Origin of the sequence: Streptomyces sp. NBC_01426 (assembly GCF_036231985.1) — a bacterium.
GTDB lineage: Bacteria > Actinomycetota > Actinomycetes > Streptomycetales > Streptomycetaceae > Streptomyces.
Map to the genome: position 1 here is coordinate 1,436,986 of NZ_CP109500.1, position 21,441 is coordinate 1,458,426.

Below are 21,441 nucleotides of genomic sequence, written 5' to 3' on the forward strand. Positions count from 1 at the left end.
TGGTCAGGCGGCGCGGGCCTCCCGGATCGGGGCGCCCGCGCGGTGGAGACTGGCCAGGGTCTGCCGGTAGGACTCGATCAGGCCGGTCTCCAGGTAGCCGACGCCGAGTTCCTGGCAGTGGCTGCGCACGATGGCCTGGGCCCTGCGCAGGTGCGGGCTGGGCATGCTCGGGAAGAGGTGGTGCTCGATCTGGTAGTTCAGGCCGCCGAGGACGATGTCGGTGAACAGGCCGCCGCGTACGTCGCGTGAGGTCAGGACCTGGCGGCGCAGGAAGTCGGGCCGGTCCATCCCCCGCAGGGTCGGCATCCCCTTGTGGTTCGGGGCGAAGATGGAACCGAGGTAGACGCCGAAGAGGCACTGGTGGACGAGCAGGAACACGATCGCCTTGCCGGGCGGAAGCACCAGGGACAGTGCGCCGAGATAGGCCGCGATGTGGCCGATGAGGAGGGCGCCCTCCCAGGCCCGGTTCCTGAGGGACTTGTCGGCGAGCGACCGGAGGCCGGACACGTGCAGGTTGAACCCTTCCAGCGTGAGCAGCGGGAAGAACAGGAAGGCCTGGGAGCGGCCCAGGAGCCGCGGCAGTCCCTTCGATGCGCGGGCCTGGTCCGGTGTCCAGACGAGGATGTCCGGATCGAGGTCGGGGTCGAGGTCCTCGTGGTTCGGATTGGCGTGGTGCCGGGTGTGCTTGTCCTGCCACCAGCCGTACCCCATGCCGATACCGAGGTTCCCGGCGAGGCGCCCGGACAGTTCACCGGCCTTGCGCAGGCGGAAGACCTGCCGGTGGGCGACGTCGTGCGCCAGGAGGGCGACCTGGCCGAACACGAAGGCGAGGAAGGCGGCGACGGAGAGTGTCCACCAGCTGTCGCCGATCCACACGAACGCCACCCATCCCAAGCCGTAGAGGCCGGTCACGGTGGCGATGCGGAGTGTGTAGTAGCCGGGTCGTCGGGCCATCAGTCCGGCGGCCTGGATCTTTCTGGAGAGCCGGGCGAAGTCGCTCCCCGTCTCTCCCGGTGCGGGCGCCCCCGGCGCGGGCGGAGGACGCACCGTCTGATGCGAATTCATGATCACACGTCACTTTCCGTTGTCCGTCGGTGCCGAAACCGGCGCACCGGCGGCTCTGACCACTGCGCCTACCCGCATTCGCGGGGTTGACGTGCGGTGTCCCGCACGGAAAGCGACGCCCGGGATCCCCCTGCATTTCCCCGGAGTCTCCCGGGGGTCAGCCTCCCGGGGGTCAGCGGCCCTCGAAGTCGAGGGCGTCGGCCAGGGCGGCTTCCCGTTCCGCCACGTCCCCGACGCTCCCGGCGATCACCGCGTACCGCCAGGAGCGGCCGTCGGGCGGAGCGTCCGCGTAGAGGACCACGCCCTCGCCGCTCGCCGGATCGAAGGCGAGTCGGTGTTCCCGCAGCCGGTCGAGGGCTCCGTCGAAGCCGAGGGGGCGCCGCGTCCGCCCCGTGGCCACCGACCAGGCCGGACGGGTGACGGGCGATGCCGCCGTCAGGCGGGTGACCATGGCGTGCGGCGTGGTGGTGGCCGTACGGCGGATGTTGCTCTCGCTCGCGTACGCCTCCCCGTCCGCGTTCACCAGGGCGTCGACTCCGAACGGTCCGGCGTAGCCGTGGTCGGCCAGATGGCGGCCCAGGGCCGTCCCCCACTTCTCCAGCTCTTCGGCCGAGTGCGCCGAGGACGGCGGCAGCGGGGAGAGGTAGCCCGTGAAGGATCCGTCGGCGGTCCGCATCGCACCGCTGAACAGGGCGTGTGTCCCGGATGCGGTGGTCTCCAGCTGGATGCTCACCGACTCGACCACGTCGAGGCACTCCTCCACGACCCACGTGCCCTCGGGGCCGCCGACGGTGTCCAGCTCCAGGGCCGCCCCGCCCCGCAGGTCCGCGCGGGAGACGAACCTCAGCCCGTGGCCTCCCGCGGACCGGTCGGGCTTGACCACGACACGTTCGTGGCTCTCCAGGAGCTCGCGGGCCACGCCCTCCGTCTCGTGGCGGCGGCACACCCGCCCCGCCGGCAGCCGCATCCCGAGGTGCTCGGCCGCCTCGCGGAAGCCCGCCTTCGTGTTGAGCAGCATGGTCGTCTTCAGTGCGGCCGCCGCGGCGTCGACCGTCGGGTAGGGGTGCACCGCGAGGCCGAGGTCCCGGGCGAACGCGATCGCCGACCCGTCGAGCGCCGTCGGCAGCAGCGCCGCCCCGCGGTCGCCGGCGAGCGCCCGGACGTGCTCGGCGAGCCCGGCCTCGCGCACCGCCCGCGCCAGGGGCACGGGGCCGGACGCAGGCACCTCGACGACCGTGACCGTCTCCGGGAGCACCCCCGTCAGATCGCACACGTACCGCAGGAACTCCCGACTCAGGGGGACCGGGGTGACCAGTACGTCCCCGGCCCGCAGCAGCCACGCCTTCCGCGGCGCCTGCTGTGCCCACTGCGTGAGCACCTGCCCCTCCCCGAGATCCACCGCCAGATCCGAGAGGAAGTTCGCGAAAACGACGAACGGACCCGTCTCACTCATCGCTGCTCCTCTGTCGCCTGCCTCACTGCTACCCGCACGGGCGGCTCCGAGACACGTGACCACGCCCCGTCACCCTCGCGCCCCACGGCCGGGGGCAACGGAGGGTGCCTCCACCGGGCCTCGCTCATCCCGCGCGTCCGTACGGGGTCGACGAGCGCGAGCAGGATCCCGGGCGGGCGTCCACCCCCGGTGGCGGCGCCGCGGGCCCGGCCCTACCGCTGGACCGGCACGTACCTGTAGCCCACGCGGCGCACGGTGGAGATGCGGTCCCGGTGGGCGGGGCCGAGCTTGCCGCGCAGTCGGGCGATGTGGACGTCGACGGTACGGCCGTCGCCGATGCGCCCGTAGCCCCAGATGCCCGAGAGGAGGGCATCGCGCGTGTGCACCGTGTGCGGGTGGGTCACGAGGTGGGTCAGGAGGTCGAACTCCAGGTACGTCAGGTCCAGTTCGCGCCCGTCGACCTCGACCAGTCGACGCGCCCGGTCGATCCGGAGGGCGCCGTCGGTGTGAACCCGTTCGTGACGGGGCGTCGGTTCCGACTCGGGAGCCGGGGGGCTCGCGGGTTCGAGGGGTCGGCCCTCCGGGCGGATGCCGTGTGATCTCATCAGCGCCGCCGGGTCGACGTCCGCCGGCAGGAACACGAGGTATCCGACGCGGCCGGCGCCGATCCCGTCGACGGAGGTGCCGGGCGGGCGGTCGCCGACCAGCTGGAGGCGGGGGGTCGGGGAACGGCGGGCGGAGGGTGCGGGAAGTGCGGTGGTCATGGTGAGCCCCTTCGGCTGCTCGGAGTGGGGTACGGATACCGGGAGTTCGACCACGTCAGGGCAAGAGGACGTCCGCGGTCGGTTCGACAGCGAGAGTCGGCGCCGCACGTCGGGCGACCCCGGAGCGACGGTGGGCCGGAGTCGGCCACCGGATGCGGGGAAGGCGTGCGTACGGCGAGAGCGAGCGGCCGGGTCATCGGCGCGCGTCACATGAAGTGCCCTGGCGGAAAGCCCTAGAAGGGTCGGCAGGCCGCGCCGGCGACGAGACGGAAGTCAACGTGCCTGCGGCGTACGAGCAACGGCTGCGACGGGGGCATGGCCACATCCTGAGGTGCTCGACGGGCGCGCGTCAATACTTTCCTACTGAATACATAGGGAAAGCCGATCCGGCCGCCGGAGCGGTGTGGACGCCGGACCCACCCGGCCCCACCCGGCCCAGCCGGCCCCCCGGCGCGACGCCGCCGACAGCGTCTTCCATTCCGAGACCGGGCTGTCCGCCATTCGGTCACGCCTTGCCTGGAGGGCCACTTCGGGCGAGTATCCCTAGCAATCCGATGGGAAAGGTGGGGATCTCGGTGACGTGTCGCCCGTCCATACGCCGGTGTCGCCCATACTCGCCGGGCTCGACACCCCGCTCCTGACCAGCCGCCGCGGGCGACCCCCGCAAGGCCGGGGCCGCGACCGCACCGCAGGCCGCCCCGCCCGGTCTCGACCGGCTCCCACCCGCGCCCCACCCCTCGCGCGCCTCCTCATCCCTCTTCCTCACCCCTCCCTTCCCCACCGGCCGACGCCACCCGACAACGCCCCGGAGCAGCCGACATGACCCCTGCCATCCCCCATGGCACCGCCGTCCGCCCAGCGCCACGCGGCGGCGCCCGGGCCTGTCGGTGACGCCCGTGCCGATGACGCCGAGCACCCTCGACCGCACAACCGCCGCCGAGCGGCGCCGCGTACTCCTGCGCACCACCCGCGACGTGGCGGACGACCTCGCCGCGGACGCCATCGCCCGCGACCATGCGGGCAGGCCGCCGACCGACGAGGTGGCCCGACTGCGCGAGGCCGGCCTGCTCGCGGCCCTCACCCCGCCGACGCCGGAGCGCGGGAGCGACTGGCGTACGGGATGCGCCGTCATCCGGAGGATCGCCTCGGCGGACAGCTCCGTCGGGGAGGTGCTCGCCCGTCACTACGTCCACGCGTGGAGCGGACGCTTCCACGCGAGTCAACACCACGCGGACGCCCTCGAAGAGGAGTCGGTGCGGGCGCAGTGGCTGTGGTCGGGCGCGTTCCGCGGCATCGCGCCCGACGACGACACCGACGGACAGGACCTCACACTGAGGCCGCGCGACAACGGCCACGTCCTGAACGGGTGCCGGTTCGTGGACACGGCGGCCGCCGTCGCCGACCAGATCGTGGTCGACGCCCGCTGCGCCGTGACCGGTGACGTCCTGACCGTGCTGATCCCGCCCGGCGCACGGGGCGTGACCGTCGAACCCGCCCACGACCGCCTCGGGCAGCGCGTCGTCGGCGCGGGCGAGATCATCCTCGACCGCGTCACCATCCCGCCCGGGCAGGTGCTGGGCCGCCGGCCGGACGACGAGGAGACGACCGCGCCCTTCACCGCGCTCGCCGAGCCGGCGCTCCGGCTCGCCCTGTGCCACGTCGGCCTGGGCATCGTCGAGGGCGCTCTCGGCGAGGCACGCGACCTCAGCAGGGGCGGCCGCGCGCACCGGCTCCCCGGCACGGACCCGGATCTCTTCCTGACGTACGGGGAACTCGCCTCCGCGGCCCAGACCGCCACCGCCGTGGTCGACCGGGCGACGGAGGTGATGGCGCAGGCCCTCGACACGGGCGCGCGACTCGACGACGAGGAGGCCGCAGGCGTCGGGGCCCTGGTCGCCACGGCCGAGACGGTGACCTCCAAGGCCGCCCTGCACATCACCACGCGGGTGCTGGAACTGGCGGACGCCCCCGGTCTGGACCGCTTCTGGCGCAACGCGCGCGTCCTGACCGCCCACCACCCTGCCGCGCACCGTCTGCGCTCCATCGGGGAGCACTACCTCAACGGTTCCCACCGCGCGGTGGCGGCGACCTTCCACTGACGGCGGGCACCCACGGGACGCGTGTCCACCACGACCCGACGTGGACACGCGTTCCGGGACGTCGCCCCGGGCATCGGCCGGGAACGTCGATCGGCGGTGTACGGGATAATGCCGGTATGCGGATCTCAGCCAGGGCGGACTACGCGGTACGTGCCGCACTGCAGCTCGCCGGCTCACAGGACGACGGGCCACTGAAGGCCGAGGCGATCGCCGAAGCCCAGGACATCCCGCACAAATTCCTCGAAGGCATCCTGAACGACATGCGTCGGGGCGGCCTCGTGCTCAGCCGGCGCGGCGGCAACGGCGGATACCGCCTGGCCAAGCCGGCCGAGTCCATCAGCATCGCCGACGTCATCCGCGTCGTGGACGGCCCGCTCGTCTCGGTGCGCGGGGTCCGCCCGCCGGACCTGTCCTACACCGGACCGGCCGAGGCGCTCCTCCCCCTGTGGATCGCACTGCGGGCCAACGTGCGCGAGATCCTCGACGGTGTGTCGCTCGCGGACGTCGCATCGTCCCAACTGCCCGCCGACGTTTCCGCGCTGGCCGGCACCCCCGAGGCCTGGACCAATCCCTGACCCTCGCCCCACCTGCGCTTTCTCGCATCGCGAGATTCCGGCGTCCAACATGTGGTCAACCTCTTGGGGCGGGTGTTGCCGTCTGCCAATATGCCTACCAACCCGGTGGGAAAACGAGGAAATGAGGGAGGTGGCCGTGCGAACACCGCATCACGCGCGCCGGATGCCGCCTCTGACCTCCCGTCGACACATCGACCTGGTCCGTACCTCCAGCGCCATCTGTCAGCCCGCCTGACACCTCCCGCGGGCCCGACCCCACGTGCGGATCAGCGCGCCGCCGGACGTGCGGTTCCGCTCGTGATCGGCCGCCCGGGCCCCTCGGCCGGCCTCACCGCCCGGGCGCTCTCGTCCCCCCGTGTGCGACACGTGGGACGCACATCCGCTCCCGGGGCATCCCACGCCCGTCCGTTGCCCGGTCCCTGACCGCGACCCGCCTCCGAGGCCGGGAGCGGTGCGACGCCGTGCGTGCCGACGGTGTCGCGTCGCCCGTCCCGGTCCCCCCGCACTTCCGTACCGCCGCAGTTCGCACCTCCGCAGTTCGTACTGCCGTTGCTCCCTGAACTCGATCCCGTGAAAGGACACTTCCGTGTCTGCTGCAAGACCGCTCACCGCCCTGCGTGCCATCGCCGTCACCGCCGCGCTTCCGCTGCTGCTCACCGCGTGCGGTTACGGCTCCGATGCCGAGAAGGACAAGTCCGCCGACAAGCCCGCACCCGCCGGCGCCGAGGGCAAGAAGCTCTCCGCCCCCGAGGTCCGCATCGGCTACTTCCCCAACCTGACCCACGCCACCGCCCTGGTCGGCATCCAGGAAGGCCTCATCGCCAAGGAACTCGGCGCCACCACCATCAAGCCGCAGACCTTCAACGCCGGCCCCTCCGAAATCGAGGCCCTCAACGGCGGCTCCCTCGACATCGGCTTCATCGGCCCCTCCCCCTCCATCAACGGCTACGTCAAGTCCAAGAGCACCAACCTGCGCATCATCTCCGGCTCCGCCTCCGGCGGCGTCAAGCTCGTCGTCAACCCCGACAAGATCAAAACCCTCGACGACCTCAAGGGCAAGAAGATCGCCACCCCCCAAAAGGGCAACACCCAGGACGTCGCCTTCCTCAACTGGATCGGCACCAAGGGCTGGAACGTCGACCCCGAATCCGGCAAGGGCGACGTCTCCGTCGTCCGCACCGACAACAAGGTCACCCCCGACGCCTACAAGCAGGGCTCCATCGACGGCGCCTGGGTCCCCGAACCCACCGCCTCCAAACTCGTCTCCGAAGGCGCCAAGGTCCTCCTCGACGAAACCGAACTCTGGCCCGACAAGAAGTTCGTCATCACCAACGTCATCGTGTCCCAGAAGTTCCTCAAGGAGCACCCCGACGTCGTCGAAGCCGTCCTGACCGGCACCGTCAAGACCAACGACTGGATCAACGCCAACCCCGACAAGGCCAAGGCCTCCGCCAACGCCGCCCTGAAAACCCTCGGCGGCAAGGCACTCGACCCCAAGGTCATCGACCCCGCCTGGCCCAGCATCCTCGTCACCGACGACCCCCTCGCGAGCACCCTCAAGACCGAATCCGACTGGGCCGTCAAGGCCAAGCTCATCCAGGAACCCGACCTCGCCGGCATCTACGACCTCAAGATCCTCAACAAGGTCCTCAAGGCCGCCGGCAAGCCCGAGGTCTCCGACGCCGGCCTCGGCGCCAAGTAACCCCGCAGGAGGGGGGAGGGCGAGGGGAGGACGTGGTCGACCCCTGACCGTTCGGTCAGGGCCTCACGGACACGTCCTTCACATCGCCCCGGTTCCACGGATCGCCACTCGGATCGCCGCCCGGATCGCCGCCCGGGCCTCCGTGTCGCGCGATGGGGCAGAATGTCGACATGCCCCGTGCTTCCGACACCCGCCAGAGCATCATCGACGCCGTACTGCGGATCATCGGGCAGGACGGCATCGCGGCCCTCACCAACCGGCGGATCGCCAAGGAGGCGGGTGTCTCCCTCGGTTCGGTCACCTACCATTTCGCCACCCAGCACGAGCTGTTGCGCGAAAGCCTGCTGCACTTCGTGGCCGAGGAGACCCGGCATTTCACGGAACTCGCCGACTCGTGCTCCGACGAGCGGTTCGACATCGGGCAGGCGGCCGAGGTGGTCGCACAGGTCGCGGGCGGCAACGCCTTCGACAGCCGGCACATCGCGCCCTTCGAGCTGTACGTACAGGCGGGCCGCGACGAACGGCTGCGCGCCGCGGCGGCCGAGTGCTTCGCCGCCTACGACCTCCTGGCCGCCCGGATCCTGACCCACCTCGGCGTGCCGGACCCCGAACGCCTGGCGGGCGTGGCCGTCGCCCTGGTCTTCGGGCAGCAGTTGCGCCGCCTGGCCACCGGCGCCCCGGCGGCCGACCTCGTCGACGCCCTGCTGGTCCTCACGAAGTTCACCCCGCCGCAGACCCCGTAGGCCGTGCCCCTCGCGTCGCCCCGACTCGAAGGGCGGCGTGCGTTCAGCGACGCGGGCCCGGGAGGGGCAAGGAGAACCAGACGGCCTTTCCCTCGGCTGTCGGGAGCGTGCCCCAGGACTCGGCGAGGGAGTCCACGAGGAGCAGGCCCCGTCCGGATTCCGCGTCGGGCGAGGCGAACCGGGCCTGCGGAAGGACGGGGCTGCCGTCGCACACCTCGACGCTGAGTTCCCGTCCCGCATGTCGCAGTCTCAGCCGGACCGGGCCACAACTGTGGTTCACCGCGTTGGAGAGCAGCTCGGACGCGAGCAGGCAGGCGGTGTCGCAGAGTTGGTCGTCCACGTTCCCCCATCGGAGGAGGGTGGACCGCAGGAAGCGCCGGCCTTCGCCGACGCTGCTCGGCTGCGCGGCCAGTACCACGCTCTGCGAGGCCACCGGCAGGTCGGGGATGTGCACGAGGAGCAGGGTGACGTCGTCCGCGTTGTCGTCGGCGTCCGGCAGCATCTCGCCCAGGAGGGAGTCGGCCATCGTTTCGAGATCGTCGGTGTCGGCGAACGCCTTGGCCAAAGCCATTGCCAGACAGTCGAGTTGCTCCTCGATGTCGCTGCCCGGCGTCTCGACGAGCCCGTCGGTGTAGAGGGCGAGTACCGAGCCGGGTTCCACGGTGTGGCGGCTCTCGTGGTGCGGGACCTCGCCGACCCCGAGCGGCACGCTGACCTCCGCGGCGAGCCGGGTCACCCGGCCGTCCGGCGCGGCCAGGAGCAGGGGCAGGTGCCCGGCCGAGCACACGGTCAGTTCCGCCGCGTCCGCGTCGACGACCAGGTAGCAGCAGGTGACGAACTGGTCCGGGAGTTCGCTCACCACCGCGTCGAGGGCGCGCATCAACTGCCAGGGCGGCATCCCGGTCTTCGCCAGTGCGTGTGACGCGGAGCGCAACTGCCCCATGACGGCCGCGGCTTCGAGCCCGCGCCCCATCACGTCGCCGATCATGACGCCCACGCGGCCGCCGCCCAGGGGGATCAGGTCGAACCAGTCGCCGCCCACGCCCGCGCCCTGGCGCGCCGGGAAGTACCGGCTCGCCGTCGGCATGCCCGGTACGTCGGCGGGTGAACCCATGAGGCTGCGTTGCAGAGTGAGGGCCACGTGGCGTTGCTGTTCGTAGAGTTCGGCGAGTTTCTCCTCGGCGGCCTTGCGGTCGCTGACGTCGCGGATGGCCGCCGACACGAGGGTCCCGTTCGGGGTCTCCAGGGGGCTCAGGCTGATCTCTACGGGGAACTCGCGTCCGTCCCTGCACAGGCCGTACAGCTCCAGGCCGGCGCCCATGGGTCTGACCTGGCGGTTGACGAAGTAGCCCTGTCGGAAGTCGGAGTGGTGCCCCCGGAAGCGCTCGGGTACGAGCACCTCGACGGGGCGGCCCAGGAGGTCGGCCCTGGTGTGGCCGAAGAGCGCCTCGGTCTGGGCGTTGACGAGTTGGATCGTGCCGCGGTCGTCGACGATCACCATCGCGTCGGGGGCGGCCTCCAGGAGGGCCCGGAACAGTTCTTCGGCGGCCCTGCGTTCGCTGACGTCGCGCACGGCCGCCGAGATGAGCAGGCCGTCGGTGGTCTGTAGCGGGCTGAGGCTGATCTCGACGGGGAACTCGCGGCCGTCCCTGCGCAGTCCGTACAGCTCCAGGCCCGCGCCCATGGGCCGTACCTGGCGGCTGGCCGCGTATCCGAGCCGGTGCCGCGGATGGTGCCCCCTGTAGCGTTCGGGCACCAGCATGTCGATGGGCCGGCCGAGCAGCTCGTGCCGGGGGTAGCCGAACAGCGCTTCCGTCTGCGCGTTCACCAGCCGGATCATTCCGGCGTCGTCCACGATCACCATCGCGTCGGGTGCCGCCTCCAGGAGGGCCCGGAACGGTTCTTCGGTCGTCGTCGTCATGTTGCGCCTCGCACTCGCCGAACACCGAACACCACCGAAACGAACATCCGACCACGCATTCCACCGTCACTGCGCGGGTTGACCGGAACACACGCGCAATTGACCGGGTGTGAGCGCCGGTCGGGGTGGTCGGCCCGGGCATCCGTGGTAGGACCGTCCGGTGACCACGGGTCAGGAGGGCGGGGCGACCGCACGATTCGTCTGCCCGGTCGGCCCGGGTGACAACCTGGGCCGGCGCCTGGTACGCCTCGTTCGACGACTTCTCCGTCGACACGATCAAGAACCTCGGCGGCAGCGGCGCCGCCTACTGGAGCAACTCCGTCAACGGCACCCCGTCGCCCGTCGGCGGCTGCCAGTTCAAGGTGAAGGCCGGCGGCAAGGCGGCCTTCACCTGGACCGCCTTCCAAGCCTCCCCGATACGGAACGTGATCGGGCCGGAGCGTCGGGACAGCGACGTCCCGGCCCGAATCGCGGATCAGGCGCTCGCGCCGCCGGTCTCCGTGCGGACCTCGCGGGCCGCGGCCACCAGGTTCTCCAGGGAGGCGCGGGTCTCGGTCCAACCGCGGGTCTTCAGACCGCAGTCGGGGTTGACCCACAACCGCTCGGCCGGGATGGCTTCGAGGCCCTTGCGCAGGAGCGCCGCGGCCTCGGCGGCCGAGGGGACGCGGGGCGAGTGGATGTCCCACACACCGGGCCCGGCCTCGCGCGGGTAGCCGTGCGCGGCGAGTTCGCGCGCGACCTGCATGTGGGAACGGGCCGCCTCCAGGCTGATGACGTCGGCGTCGAGGTCGTCGATGGCCTGGACGATGTCACCGAACTCGGCGTAGCACATGTGCGTGTGGATCTGGGTGTCCGGCCGAACGCCGGAGGTGGTGAGGCGGAAGGACTCGGTGGCCCACGCCAGGTAGTCCGCGTGGTCGGCGGTCCGCAGCGGGAGGGTCTCGCGCAGGGCCGGCTCGTCGACCTGGATGATCGAAGTCCCGGCCGCCTCCAGGTCGTCGACCTCGTCGCGCAGGGCGAGTCCGACCTGCCGGGCGGTCTCCCCGAGGGGCTGGTCGTCGCGTACGAAGGACCAGGCGAGCATCGTGACGGGGCCGGTCAGCATGCCCTTGACCGGCTTGGTGGTCTGCGACTGCGCGTAGGTGGTCCAGCGCACGGTCATCGGCTCGGGTCGGGAGATGTCGCCGGCGAGGACCGGCGGGCGCACGTAGCGGGTTCCGTAGGACTGGACCCAGCCGTGCTGGGTCGCGAGGTATCCGGTGAGTCGCTCGGCGAAGTACTGGACCATGTCGTTGCGTTCGGGTTCGCCGTGCACGAGGACGTCGATGCCGGTCTTCTCCTGGAAGGAGAGCACCTCGCGGATCTCGTCCTTGATGCGTTCCTCGTACCCGGCGGTGTCGATCCGGCCGGACCGCAGGTCGGCGCGGGCCGCGCGCAGTTCGTCGGTCTGCGGGAAGGAGCCGATGGTGGTGGTCGGCAGCAGCGGCAGTCCCAGGTGGGCCCGTTGGGCGGCGGCGCGCTCGGCGTACGGCTGTGCGCGGCGGCCGTCCGCGTCGGTGATCGCCTCGGTGCGTGCCCGGACCGCGGGGTCGCGGGTGATCGGGGACGTGGCGCGGGAGGCCAGGTCGGCCCGGTTCGCGGCGAGTTCGGCGGTGATCGCGCCGGCGCCCTGGGCGAGGCCGCGGGCGAGGGTGGTGATCTCGGCGGTCTTCTGGCGGGCGAAGGCGAGCCAGCGGCGGACCTGCGGGTCGATGTCCCGTTCGGCGGTCGCGTCCAGCGGGACGTGCAGCAGGGAGCAGGAGGCGGCGACGTCGACGCGGTCGGCGAGCCCGAGGAGGGTGCCGAGGGTGCTCAGCGACTTTCGGTGGTCGTTGATCCAGACGTTGCGGCCGTTGACCACGCCGGCGACGAGGCGCTTGCCGGGGAGGCCGCCGACGGCGGCGAGGTCGGCGAGGTTGGCGGCGGCCGCGTCGGTGAAGTCAAGGGCGAGGCCTTCGACGGGTGCCTTGGCCAGGACGGGCAGGGCCTCGCCGAGCCGGTCGAAGTAGGAGGCGACGAGCAGCTTGGGGCGTTCGGTCAGGCCTCCGAGTGCGCGGTAGGCGCGCGCGGCGGCGTTCAGTTCGGCCGGGGTGCGGTCCTGTACGAGGGCGGGTTCGTCGAGCTGGACCCAGTCGGCGCCGGTGGCGCGCAGGTCGGCCAGGACCCGGGCGTAGACGGGCAGCAGTCGGTCGAGGAGGGTGAGCGGCTCGAAGTCGGCGGCCACTCCGGGGGCGGGCTTGGCGAGGAGCAGGTACGTCACCGGGCCGACGAGGACGGGGCGGGCCGTGTGGCCGAGGTCCAGGGCCTCCCTCAGCTCGGCGACCTGCCGGGCGGGGTCGGCCGTGAAGACGGTGTCGGGCCCGAGTTCGGGGACCAGGTAGTGGTAGTTCGTGTCGAACCACTTGGTCATCTCCAGCGGGGCCACGTCCTGCGTGCCGCGCGCCATCGCGAAGTAGCCGTCCAGAGGGTTCGCTTCGACGGCGTCGCGGTGTCGGGCGGGGATCGCGCCGACCATGACCGTGGTGTCCAGGACGTGGTCGTAGTACGAGAAGTCGCCGGTCGGAACCTCGGTGATGCCGGCTTCGGCCAGTTGGGCCCAGTTGGCCCGGCGCAGGTCGCGGGCGGTCTCCCGGAGGGTGTCCGCGGTGACGCGGCCCTTCCAGTAGCCCTCGATGGCCTTCTTCAGTTCGCGGTTGCGGCCCTGACGGGGGTAGCCGTACACGGTGGCCTGTACTGCCGCGGCTGCGGACTCGGTGGTCACGGAACTCTCCTTCGCGAGCATGTCTCCATGGGCCCGGTGAGGGCCGAGGGCGCGAAGGGTGCCGGAACGGGCGGACCGCCGGGGTCACGTACCTCCGTGTACGCGACGGGGAGGATCCGCCTGAAGCACGCCGACCCGCCCACGAGGTCACCGGGAAACCGGGCGCGGTCGATCGCGCTCGGGCAACGGGCAGGTCTTCGGACTCGCGGGCACGCCTGCCGGTCTCCCGGCGGGCACCTAATGGCCGTCGCTTCCCAGGACCGTTGTCCGGTCCCAGTGCGTATGACGGCGGTCGTTCCCGCTCACCGCTGCGGGGCAGTCCCGGATTCCCACCGGGTTCCCTCTTGCGACGCATCCCGCCTGGCGGACGGGGCGAACCAGCTGCGAGGCCCACACTAGGTCGACCGCCCGGTGAATGAACACGGCTTCCCACATGTCGGACGGTGAAATGAGACACGCCGGGGGTGCGGTGACACCACTCACCGCACCCCCGGTCTTCTCGTGCGGCCTCCGGCGCACCCTCGGCCCGGAGACCGGCCGGAGCCCTCAGCCCCGGCCGTACGTGTGGAACCCGCGGCCGCTCTTGCGGCCGAGCAGCCCCGCCTGGACCATCCGCTGGAGCAGCGGGGGCGGGGCGTACAGGGGTTCCTTGAACTCCTCGTACAGCGACTCGGCGATCGCGGCGACCGTGTCCAGGCCGATCAGGTCGGCCAGCTTGAGCGGTCCCATCGGGTGGGCGCAGCCGAGTTCCATTCCGGCGTCCACGTCGGTGGCGCTCGCGAACCCGGACTCGGCCATGCGGATCGCCGAGAGGAGGTAGGGGACGAGCAGCGCGTTGACGACGAAGCCGGCCCGGTCCTGGGAGCGGATGGTGGTCTTGCCCAAGGTGTCGCGGGCGAAGGCCTCGACCGCGGCGAGGGTGTCCGCCGAGGTGTGCAGGGAGGACACGACCTCGACGAGTGGCAGGACGGGCACGGGATTGAAGAAGTGCAGGCCCACGACCCGGTCCGCGCGGCCGGTGGCCATGCCCAGCCGCATGATCGGGATGGCCGAGGTGTTCGTGGCGAGGATGGCCCGCGGGTCCTCGACGAGCTTGTCGAGGGCGGTGAAGATCTCCGTCTTGGCCTCGGGGTTCTCGGTGACGGCCTCGATGACGAGTTGCCGGTCGGCGAGGTCCTCCAGGTCGCCGGTGAACACCAGTCGGGCCAGGGCGTCCTCGGCGGAGATCCGGTCGAGCTTGCCGCGCTGCACGGCGCGTTCCAGGGAGACGGCGACGCGTTCGCGGGCGGATCGGGCGGCGACGGAGTCCGCCTCGGCCACCACCGTGTCGAGGCCGGCGCGGGCGCAGACCTCGGCGATGCCGGCGCCCATCTGTCCGCCGCCGACGACTCCGACGCGCCGGATCCGGGGCGCTTCCTCGGCGGCGCTCACGCGTTCACCCGCACGGCGGCGGCGCGGACGAGGTGGCGGGTGTAGGCGTCGGGGGTGAAGAACGCGGGGAGCCGCACGGAGAGCGCGGTGTCCACGAAGACCTCCCGGGCTTCGAGGACCAGCGCCCGGGGGTCCTCGGCCTCCAGGGCCGCGCATTCGGCGTCGAGGAACGCGACGACCGTTCCCCGATCCACCCGGTCGTGGCGCAGCCACTGCCAGATCTGGACTCGGGCGATCTCGGCGGTCGCGGCGTCCTCCATCAGGCCGTTCAGGGCGACGGCGCCGCTGCCGCGCAGCCAGGCGTCGAAGTACCGCAGGGCCACGGCGACGTTGGAGCGGATGCCCTCGGAGGTGGGCGGGGCGGCGATCCGGCGGACGGACAGCAGGTCGGCGGCGGCGACCTCGACGTCCTCGCGGGTGCGGTCCAGTTGGTTCGGCCGGTCCCCGAGGACGCCGTCGAAGACCTCGCGGCAGACGGGGACCAGGCCCGGGTGGGCGACCCAGGACCCGTCGAAGCCGTCCTCGGCCTCCCGTTCCTTGTCGAGGCGGACCTTGGCGAGCGCGGCGGCGTTGGCTTCGGCGTCCCGGCTGGGGACGTGCGCGGCCATGCCGCCGATGGCGTGGGCGCCGCGTCGGTGGCAGGTCCGCACGAGCAGTTCCGTGTAGGCCCGCATGAACGGGGCCGTCATGGTGACCTTCGCCCGGTCGGGCAGTTGGAAGTCGGTCCGGTGGCCGAAGGTCTTGATCAGGCTGAACAGGTAGTCCCAGCGGCCGGCGTTGAGGCCCGCGCCGTGCTCGCGCAGTTCGTGGAGAATCTCCTCCATCTCGAAGGCGGCGGTGATCGTCTCGATGAGGACGGTGGCCCGGACGGTGCCGCGGGGGATGCCGAGGAGTTCCTGGGCCAGGACGAACACGTCGTTCCACAGGCGGGCTTCGGTCCGGTTCTCCAGCTTGGGAAGGTAGAAGTAGGGGCCGTGCCCGGAGTCGATCTGACGCTGCGCGCAGTGGAAGAAGTAGAGGCCGAAGTCGACGAGTGAGGCGGACACGGGCCGGCCGTCGATCTCCAGGTGTTCTTCGAGGAGGTGCCAGCCGCGCGGGCGGACCATGATGGTCGCGAGGTTCGCGCCGAGGCGGTACTCCCTGCCCTCGGGGGTGGTGAAGTCGATGCGTCGCTCGATGGCGTCGAGCAGGGTGAGTTGCCCGCCGATGATGTTGTTCCAGGTGGGGGCGGTGGCGTCCTCGAAGTCCGCCATCCAGACCTTCGCCCCGGAGTTCAGCGCGTTGATCGCCATGCGGCGCTCGGGCGGCCCGGTGATCTCGACCCGGCGGTCGGTGAGGCCCGGCGCGAGGGGTGCGACCCGCCAGTCGGGGTCGGCGCGGACGGCCGAGGTGGCCCGGGAGAAGTCCAACGGCGACCCGGAGACGAGGTGGGCGGAGCGGCGGCGGCGTTCCTTGAGGATCTCCAGGCGTCGGTCCGCGAACGCGGCGTCGAGTCGGCCGACGAACTCCAGGGCCGCGGGGGTCAGGATCTCGTCGTGGCGCTCATCCGGCGCGCCGAGAACCCGGACACGGCTGGTCAGGGGCGTGAGTGACATGCGGTTCTGCTCCTCGGCGTGGGGCGGCGGGCGCCCGAGGGCCAGGGCTCTCGGGCGCCGTCGGACGGCGGACGACAGGGCCTAGTGGAACTGCTCTTCCTCGGTGGAGCCGGAGAGCGCGGTGGTGGAGGAGGTCGGGTTGACGGCGGTGGAGACCAGGTCGAAGTAGCCGGTGCCGACCTCGCGCTGGTGCTTGACGGCGGTGAACCCCTGCGCCTGGGCGGCGAACTCGCGCTCCTGGAGGTCGACGTAGGCCGTCATGCCGTGCTCGGCATAGCCGCGGGCGAGGTCGAACATGCCGTGGTTGAGGGAGTGGAAGCCGGCCAGGGTGATGAACTGGAAGCGGTAGCCCATCGCGCCGAGTTCGCGCTGGAACTTGGCGATCTGGTCGTCGTCCAGGGCCGCCTTCCAGTTGAAGGACGGCGAGCAGTTGTAGGCGAGCATCTGGTCGGGGTACCGGGCGTGGATGGCCTCGGCGAACTCGCGGGCCTGCTCCAGGTCCGGGGTGCCGGTCTCCACCCAGATCAGGTCGGCGTACGGGGCGTAGGCCAGGCCGCGGGCGATGACCGGTGCCATGCCGTTGCGAACGTGGTAGAAGCCCTCGGCGGTGCGTTCGCCGGTGCAGAACTCGGCGTCGCGCTCGTCGACGTCGCTGGTCAGCAGGGTCGCGGCGAGGGCGTCCGTGCGGGCGATGATCAGGGTCGGGGTGTCGGCGATGTCGGCGGCCAGGCGGGCCGCGTTCAGGGTGCGGATGTGCTGCGAGGTCGGAACGAGGACCTTGCCGCCGAGGTGGCCGCACTTCTTCTCCGAGGCCAGCTGGTCCTCGTAGTGGATGCCGGCCGCACCCGCCGCGATCATCGCCTTCGTCAGCTCGAACGCGTTGAGCGGGCCGCCGAAGCCGGCCTCGGCGTCGGCGACGATCGGAGCGAGCCAGTCCGTGGTGTCGGTGCCGCCCTCCGCGATGGCGATCTGGTCGGCGCGCAGCAGGGCGTTGTTGATCCGACGGACCACCTGCGGAACCGAGTTGACGGGGTAGAGGCTCTGGTCCGGGTAGGTGTGTCCGGCCTGGTTCGCGTCGGCCGCGACCTGCCAGCCCGAGAGGTAGATCGCCTGGAGTCCGGCGCGCACCTGCTGGACGGCCTGGCCGCCGGTCAACGCGCCCAGCGCGTGGATGTAGTCCTGCTCGTGGAGCTGACGCCACAGGCGTTCGGCACCGCGCCGGGCCAGGGTGTGTTCCTCGCGGACGCTGCCCGACAGCCGGACCACGTCCTCGGCCGAGTGGGTGCGCTCGATGCCCGTCCAGCGGGGGTCGTCGGCCCACCGCTGCTTGAGCTGCTCGGCCGCCGCCGTCGTGTTCGCCTCTGCCATGACCGTCACCGTTTCCATCCGTCGCGTGTCTTGCCAATGACCCAGGTACAAATCCATGCAATGGCACTCTGTGCCCGAGAAGAGATGCGGCCGCCGGACCCGCCCGTGGGCCGGAGCTGAGCAATGCCGCCGATCTTGGGGAGCGGGTTCCCTCAACCACCCGACATCAGGGCATGATTCAGGGGTCGGGGGTCCGTCCCGGTCGCCGGTTCCGGCCGGCCGCAGGACTGACTCTGACACTGGCACCGAGTGCCATCAAGGAGGTACGTCTGCCAAGCTTTGCCAATCTTCGGAGCCGGAATTGCCAAGGTTGCGAAGCCCTGCCGGGACGGTGGCCGACGTATCCTGACCGGGCCCGGCCTACGGTGGAGGAGTGCGGTGAGCAAGACGTACGCGGGGGCCAGACTGCGGCGGCTGCGCGAGGAGCGGCGGATGACCCAGGCCGATCTGGCCAGGGTCCTCGCGATCTCCCCCAGCTACCTCAACCAGATGGAGCACGACTCCCGCCCCCTGACGGTGCCCGTGCTGCTGCGGCTCACCGAGGCCTTCGGGGTCGACCCCGGCTTCTTCTCCGAACGCGACACCACCCGCCTGGTGGCCGATCTACGCGAGGCCCTCGCCCAGCAGGTCGCCGAGGCCCGCGTCTCCCCCTCGGATCTGGCGGAGCTGGCCACCCGGATGCCTGCCGTCGCCTCGGTCCTCCTCGACCTGGGCCGGCGCGGCCAGTTGCTGGCGGAGCGTCTCGCCGACGCCGCGGACGGCCGGGACTCGCCGGCGGAGGTCCCGCGCTCACCCCACGAGGAGATCCGCGAGTTCTTCTACCGCCGCCAGAACTACCTCCACGACACCGACCTCGCCGCGGAGGCCCTGGCCCGGGAGATCGGCATCCGACCCGGGGACGTCGTCCACACCCTCACCCGCCACCTCGCCGACCGGCACTCGATCAGGACGACCGCCGACTCCGACCGGCTGCACCACTACGACGCCTGCGCCCGGGTCCTGCACCTGTCCAGCCGGCTGCGCCCGGGCCAGCAGGCGTTCCGCATGGCCACCCAGCTCGCCCTGATCGAGTACGGGGACGAACTGGACCGGCTGGCCGCCGAGGACTTCCCCGTCGGGTCCCCCGCCCACGCGCTGGCCCGGATCGGCATCGCGAACTACCACGCCGCCGCGCTGATCCTTCCGTACACGGCGTTCCACGCGGCGGCCGAGGAGTTCCGCTACGACATCGAGCGGCTCACGGACCATTTCGGTCTCGGCTACGAGACCGTCTGCCATCGGCTCAGCACCCTCCAACGCCCCAGGCTGCGCGGGGTTCCCTTCTCGTTCGTGCGGGTGGACCGGGCCGGGAACATGTCCAAGCGGCAGTCCGCCACCGGATTCCACTTCTCCCGCGCCGGCGGGACCTGCCCGCTCTGGAACGTCTACGAGGCCTTCGCCGCCCCCGGCCGCATCCACGTCCAAGTGGCCGCGATGCCGGACGGTCAGCGTCATCTGTGGACCGCCCGGGCCGTCACCCGTCACCGCGGCGGCTGGGGCGATCCCGGCAAGACCTTCGCCATCGGCCTCGGTTGCGAGATCCGACACGCCTCCCGCCTGGTGTACGCCGACGGCCTGGACCTCGACAACGCGGCCGCCGCCACGCCCATCGGCATGGGTTGCCGCCTCTGCGAACGCCTCGACTGCCCCCAGCGTGCCGTGCCGCCGCTGGGCCGGCACCTGGCCGTCGACGAGAACAGCAGCACCTTCATCCCCTACCCGGTCACGGGCGCGCCCCCGCCGGCCCGCAGCTGACGGCGGGGCTCCCGGGTATCCGGTCCAGGACCTCGCCGCACGCCGCTCGTTCGAGGAGGTCGCCCACCTCCTGGTGCGTCTGCCTCGCCGGTCCGGCCGTCCTGACGGTCTTCCGCCGCGCCGCCCGCAAGGCCCGCTTCCAGGCCCCGATCCGTTTCGACCGTCCCGCGCGGGCGGCCGAGAGCGCCTCCCCGGGGCGCCGGGCTCCCTGACCGCAGGTGTGGCGCCATGTGGCGCCACATGGCGCCACGCGGCACTCCCGCCCCCTGCAGGAGCAGGTGACGCCATGGTGGCTCAGCTCATTCCTCCGACGTTTGACCAGGTCAGAGTACTTGCGATGGGCGGCGCAGCCACCGAAGACGCCAAGAGGGTTGCGAGTGGCGCCACGACGGTGCCATGATGGCGTCATGGACCTCACTCCGTATGTCGACAACCTCCGCCGCGAACTCGCGGTGGCCGCCGAGGCCGGCGGCGACGAAGCCCGCGAGCTGGCAGAGAGGCTCACCGCTCCCCTGGAGTCTGCGGCCCGGCTGACGATGCTCAACGTGCTCTCCGCCGCGGCGGACGAGATCACCCGCGAGCTCGCCCCCGGCTCGGTCGACGTACGGCTGCGCGGGCTCGACCCCGACTTCGTGGTGACACCGCCGCCCGCTTACGGCATCGGCTCCGCAGAGCCGGTCGCACCCGTGGAGCCGCTCCGGGCCCCGGCTCCCGAAGACGGCGACGAGGGCGCCACCGCCCGCGTCAACCTGCGCCTGCCGGCCCACCTCAAGGCCCGCGCGGAGGAGTCCGCGAACCGCGAGGGCCTGTCGGTCAACGCGTGGCTGGTCCGGGTGGTGTCGGCCGCGGTGGACGGCGGCGCGCTGCCCCGTACGCCGGAGAAGTCCCAGACCATCGGACAGAGCTTCACGGGCTGGGTGCGCTAGGTCGCCTCTTTCGGATCTTGTCGGTCAGGGTCGCGGTGTCCGGTGCCGTGCCTGGCAAGGCGGAGGGGCGCCCGTGTACTGGACGTACTCGGGTGCCCCGACAACGCCGCCAGGGGCGGCACCGGGCGCCGCGGCCCCGGCAAGATCCGAAAGAGACGGCCCAGGTCCTGTCGTCAAAGTGGCGCCGCGGGCCAGGCGAGACTTTGACGACAGGGCCTAGCCGACACCCCGGTCCGGACCACCTCACCCCACACCACGTCCCACCAGCGGGGACGCCCTGAAGACCCAAGAGGACGGGACAGCCATGCCTTCTTTCGACACTCCCGAAGCGATCTCGGTCACCGCCCGCGTGGAGGCCGGTTCCATCCAGTTCACCGCGGGCGACCGTCTCGACACCGTCGTCGAGGTGCGACCCCGCGACCCGAAGAAGGACCAGGACGTACGGGCGGCCGACCAGACCGAGGTCACCTACGCGAGCGGTGTACTGACCGTCAGGACGCCCAAACAGCGCTACCTCGTGGGACGGACCGGCACCGTCGACGTGACGGTCGAACTGCCCGCGGGTTCGGGCATCGACATGACGGGCGCCTGGGCGCAGGTGCTCGGTGAGGGCCGGCTCGGTGAGGTGCGGGTGAAGACCTCGTCCGGTGACGTCCGCCTCGACACGACCGGCCCGTTGCAGCTCACCGCGTCGCACGGCTCGATCACCGTGGATCGGGTCGAGGGCATGGCCGAGATCACGACCAGTTCCGGCAGCCTGCGCGTCGGTACCGTCGACGGCCCGGCCGTCCTGAAGAACTCGCACGGCACCACGACCATCGGCGTCGCGACCGGTGACCTGCGGGTGAGCGGTTCGAACGGTGACATCGAGATCCGGCGCGCCGAGGGCTCGGTCACCGCCAAGACCGCGCACGGAACCCTGCGCGTGGGCGAAGTAGCGCGTGGAACAGCCCAGTTGGAGACCTCGTACGGCGCCATCGAGGTAGGCGTCCGCGAGGGCACGGCCGCCTGGCTCGACGTCAACTCGGGCTCCGGCCAGGTACGCAACACCCTCACCGCGTCGCAGGCCCCGGAAAGCACCGAGGACACCGTCAAGGTCCACGCCCGCACCCGGCACGGCAACATCGACGTCCGCCGCGCCAAGGCCTGACCCCGGCGGTCCCGAGCTCGACCCAGCGCTTCAGCAAGCCACTTCACCGCCTTCG

At 71.6% G+C, this 21,441-nt stretch carries 16 protein-coding genes, 1 pseudogene and 1 riboswitch; of the genes and pseudogenes, 9 read left to right on the forward strand and 8 right to left on the reverse strand.

Features of this window, described 5'->3' with window-relative positions; all coding sequences use genetic code 11:
* Positions 1 to 3 precede the first annotated feature (3 nt).
* The 3 genes from OG906_RS06355 to OG906_RS06365 form a co-directional block, all read right to left on the reverse strand.
* Positions 4 to 1,065 (reverse strand): fatty acid desaturase family protein, encoded by a 1,062-nt coding sequence (locus tag OG906_RS06355; RefSeq protein ID WP_329440827.1) that lies wholly within the window; start codon positions 1,063 to 1,065, stop codon positions 4 to 6.
* A 172-nt stretch (positions 1,066 to 1,237) separates the two neighbouring features.
* On the reverse strand, positions 1,238 to 2,518 hold the full coding sequence (locus tag OG906_RS06360) for a peptide ligase PGM1-related protein (RefSeq protein ID WP_329440829.1): 1,281 nt from the start codon (positions 2,516 to 2,518) through the stop codon (positions 1,238 to 1,240).
* A 212-nt stretch (positions 2,519 to 2,730) separates the two neighbouring features.
* On the reverse strand, positions 2,731 to 3,282 hold the full coding sequence (locus tag OG906_RS06365; RefSeq protein ID WP_329440831.1) for a winged helix-turn-helix domain-containing protein: 552 nt from the start codon (positions 3,280 to 3,282) through the stop codon (positions 2,731 to 2,733).
* 902 nt (positions 3,283 to 4,184) lie between these two features.
* Here OG906_RS06365 and OG906_RS06370 point away from each other — a divergent pair.
* From OG906_RS06370 to OG906_RS06385, 5 genes are all read left to right on the forward strand, one after another.
* The gene (locus OG906_RS06370; protein ID WP_329440833.1) at positions 4,185 to 5,381 is read left to right on the forward strand and encodes an acyl-CoA dehydrogenase; all 1,197 of its coding nucleotides are present in this window, start codon (positions 4,185 to 4,187) and stop codon (positions 5,379 to 5,381) included.
* A 116-nt stretch (positions 5,382 to 5,497) separates the two neighbouring features.
* Positions 5,498 to 5,956: an RrF2 family transcriptional regulator gene (locus OG906_RS06375; RefSeq protein WP_267826657.1), complete on the forward strand. Its 459-nt coding sequence runs from the start codon at positions 5,498 to 5,500 to the stop codon at positions 5,954 to 5,956.
* Between the two features lie 163 nt (positions 5,957 to 6,119).
* Positions 6,120 to 6,191, forward strand: a complete 72-nt coding sequence (locus OG906_RS43590) for a putative leader peptide (protein ID WP_356883799.1) — start codon at positions 6,120 to 6,122, stop codon at positions 6,189 to 6,191.
* A 351-nt stretch (positions 6,192 to 6,542) separates the two neighbouring features.
* Complete coding sequence (locus OG906_RS06380) at positions 6,543 to 7,658, forward strand: aliphatic sulfonate ABC transporter substrate-binding protein (protein ID WP_329440836.1); 1,116 nt, start codon at positions 6,543 to 6,545, stop codon at positions 7,656 to 7,658.
* A gap of 170 nt (positions 7,659 to 7,828) precedes the next feature.
* Complete coding sequence (locus tag OG906_RS06385; RefSeq protein ID WP_267801717.1) at positions 7,829 to 8,401, forward strand: TetR/AcrR family transcriptional regulator; 573 nt, start codon at positions 7,829 to 7,831, stop codon at positions 8,399 to 8,401.
* 43 nt (positions 8,402 to 8,444) lie between these two features.
* On the opposite strand, the gene OG906_RS06390 is transcribed toward OG906_RS06385, so the two are convergent.
* On the reverse strand, positions 8,445 to 10,322 hold the full coding sequence (locus OG906_RS06390) for a PAS domain S-box protein (RefSeq protein WP_329440839.1): 1,878 nt from the start codon (positions 10,320 to 10,322) through the stop codon (positions 8,445 to 8,447).
* 194 nt (positions 10,323 to 10,516) lie between these two features.
* On the opposite strand from OG906_RS06390, the pseudogene OG906_RS06395 reads away from it, so the two are divergent.
* Positions 10,517 to 10,726, forward strand: a pseudogene (locus tag OG906_RS06395) (DUF4430 domain-containing protein); the annotation flags it as partial.
* A gap of 71 nt (positions 10,727 to 10,797) precedes the next feature.
* Here OG906_RS06395 and metE read toward each other — a convergent pair.
* The 4 genes from metE to aceA all read right to left on the reverse strand — a co-directional run bounded on the left by metE (position 10,798) and on the right by aceA (position 17,516).
* Entirely contained in the window at positions 10,798 to 13,122 is a 2,325-nt protein-coding gene (gene metE / locus OG906_RS06400) for a 5-methyltetrahydropteroyltriglutamate--homocysteine S-methyltransferase (RefSeq protein ID WP_329440841.1), read from the reverse strand.
* A 171-nt stretch (positions 13,123 to 13,293) separates the two neighbouring features.
* Positions 13,294 to 13,519: riboswitch (cobalamin riboswitch) on the reverse strand.
* 149 nt (positions 13,520 to 13,668) lie between these two features.
* On the reverse strand, positions 13,669 to 14,553 hold the full coding sequence (locus OG906_RS06405; protein ID WP_329440842.1) for a 3-hydroxybutyryl-CoA dehydrogenase: 885 nt from the start codon (positions 14,551 to 14,553) through the stop codon (positions 13,669 to 13,671).
* Positions 14,550 to 16,148: a malate synthase A gene (gene aceB / locus OG906_RS06410; protein ID WP_329440844.1), complete on the reverse strand. Its 1,599-nt coding sequence runs from the start codon at positions 16,146 to 16,148 to the stop codon at positions 14,550 to 14,552. The genes OG906_RS06405 and aceB overlap by 4 nt, the downstream gene beginning before the upstream one ends.
* 81 nt (positions 16,149 to 16,229) lie before the next feature.
* Complete coding sequence (gene aceA, locus OG906_RS06415; RefSeq protein ID WP_329440846.1) at positions 16,230 to 17,516, reverse strand: isocitrate lyase; 1,287 nt, start codon at positions 17,514 to 17,516, stop codon at positions 16,230 to 16,232.
* Between the two features lie 378 nt (positions 17,517 to 17,894).
* Between aceA and OG906_RS06420 the strand changes: the two genes are divergently transcribed.
* From OG906_RS06420 to OG906_RS06430, 3 genes are all read left to right on the forward strand, one after another.
* A complete protein-coding gene (locus OG906_RS06420) occupies positions 17,895 to 19,310 on the forward strand; it encodes a short-chain fatty acyl-CoA regulator family protein (RefSeq protein ID WP_329440847.1) in 1,416 nt (471 codons plus the stop codon).
* A 407-nt stretch (positions 19,311 to 19,717) separates the two neighbouring features.
* Positions 19,718 to 20,236: a hypothetical protein gene (locus tag OG906_RS06425; RefSeq protein WP_329440849.1), complete on the forward strand. Its 519-nt coding sequence runs from the start codon at positions 19,718 to 19,720 to the stop codon at positions 20,234 to 20,236.
* Positions 20,237 to 20,540: 304 nt separating this feature from the next.
* Positions 20,541 to 21,386: a DUF4097 family beta strand repeat-containing protein gene (locus OG906_RS06430; RefSeq protein WP_329440850.1), complete on the forward strand. Its 846-nt coding sequence runs from the start codon at positions 20,541 to 20,543 to the stop codon at positions 21,384 to 21,386.
* Positions 21,387 to 21,441: the final 55 nt, after the last annotated feature.

Excerpts from the sequence above, each read along its gene's own strand:
- OG906_RS06355 (WP_329440827.1), bottom strand. The coding sequence starts at position 1,065 with ATGAATTCGCATCAGACGGTGCGTCCTCCGCCCGCGCCGGGGGCGCCC.
- OG906_RS06360 (WP_329440829.1), bottom strand. The coding sequence starts at position 2,518 with ATGAGTGAGACGGGTCCGTTCGTCGTTTTCGCGAACTTCCTCTCGGAT.
- OG906_RS06365 (WP_329440831.1), bottom strand. The coding sequence starts at position 3,282 with ATGACCACCGCACTTCCCGCACCCTCCGCCCGCCGTTCCCCGACCCCC.
- OG906_RS06370 (WP_329440833.1), top strand. The coding sequence starts at position 4,185 with ATGACGCCGAGCACCCTCGACCGCACAACCGCCGCCGAGCGGCGCCGC.
- OG906_RS06375 (WP_267826657.1), top strand. The coding sequence starts at position 5,498 with ATGCGGATCTCAGCCAGGGCGGACTACGCGGTACGTGCCGCACTGCAG.
- OG906_RS06385 (WP_267801717.1), top strand. The coding sequence starts at position 7,829 with ATGCCCCGTGCTTCCGACACCCGCCAGAGCATCATCGACGCCGTACTG.
- OG906_RS06390 (WP_329440839.1), bottom strand. The coding sequence starts at position 10,322 with ATGACGACGACGACCGAAGAACCGTTCCGGGCCCTCCTGGAGGCGGCA.
- aceB (WP_329440844.1), bottom strand. The coding sequence starts at position 16,148 with ATGTCACTCACGCCCCTGACCAGCCGTGTCCGGGTTCTCGGCGCGCCG.
- aceA (WP_329440846.1), bottom strand. The coding sequence starts at position 17,516 with ATGGCAGAGGCGAACACGACGGCGGCGGCCGAGCAGCTCAAGCAGCGG.
- OG906_RS06425 (WP_329440849.1), top strand. The coding sequence starts at position 19,718 with ATGGACCTCACTCCGTATGTCGACAACCTCCGCCGCGAACTCGCGGTG.
- OG906_RS06430 (WP_329440850.1), top strand. The coding sequence starts at position 20,541 with ATGCCTTCTTTCGACACTCCCGAAGCGATCTCGGTCACCGCCCGCGTG.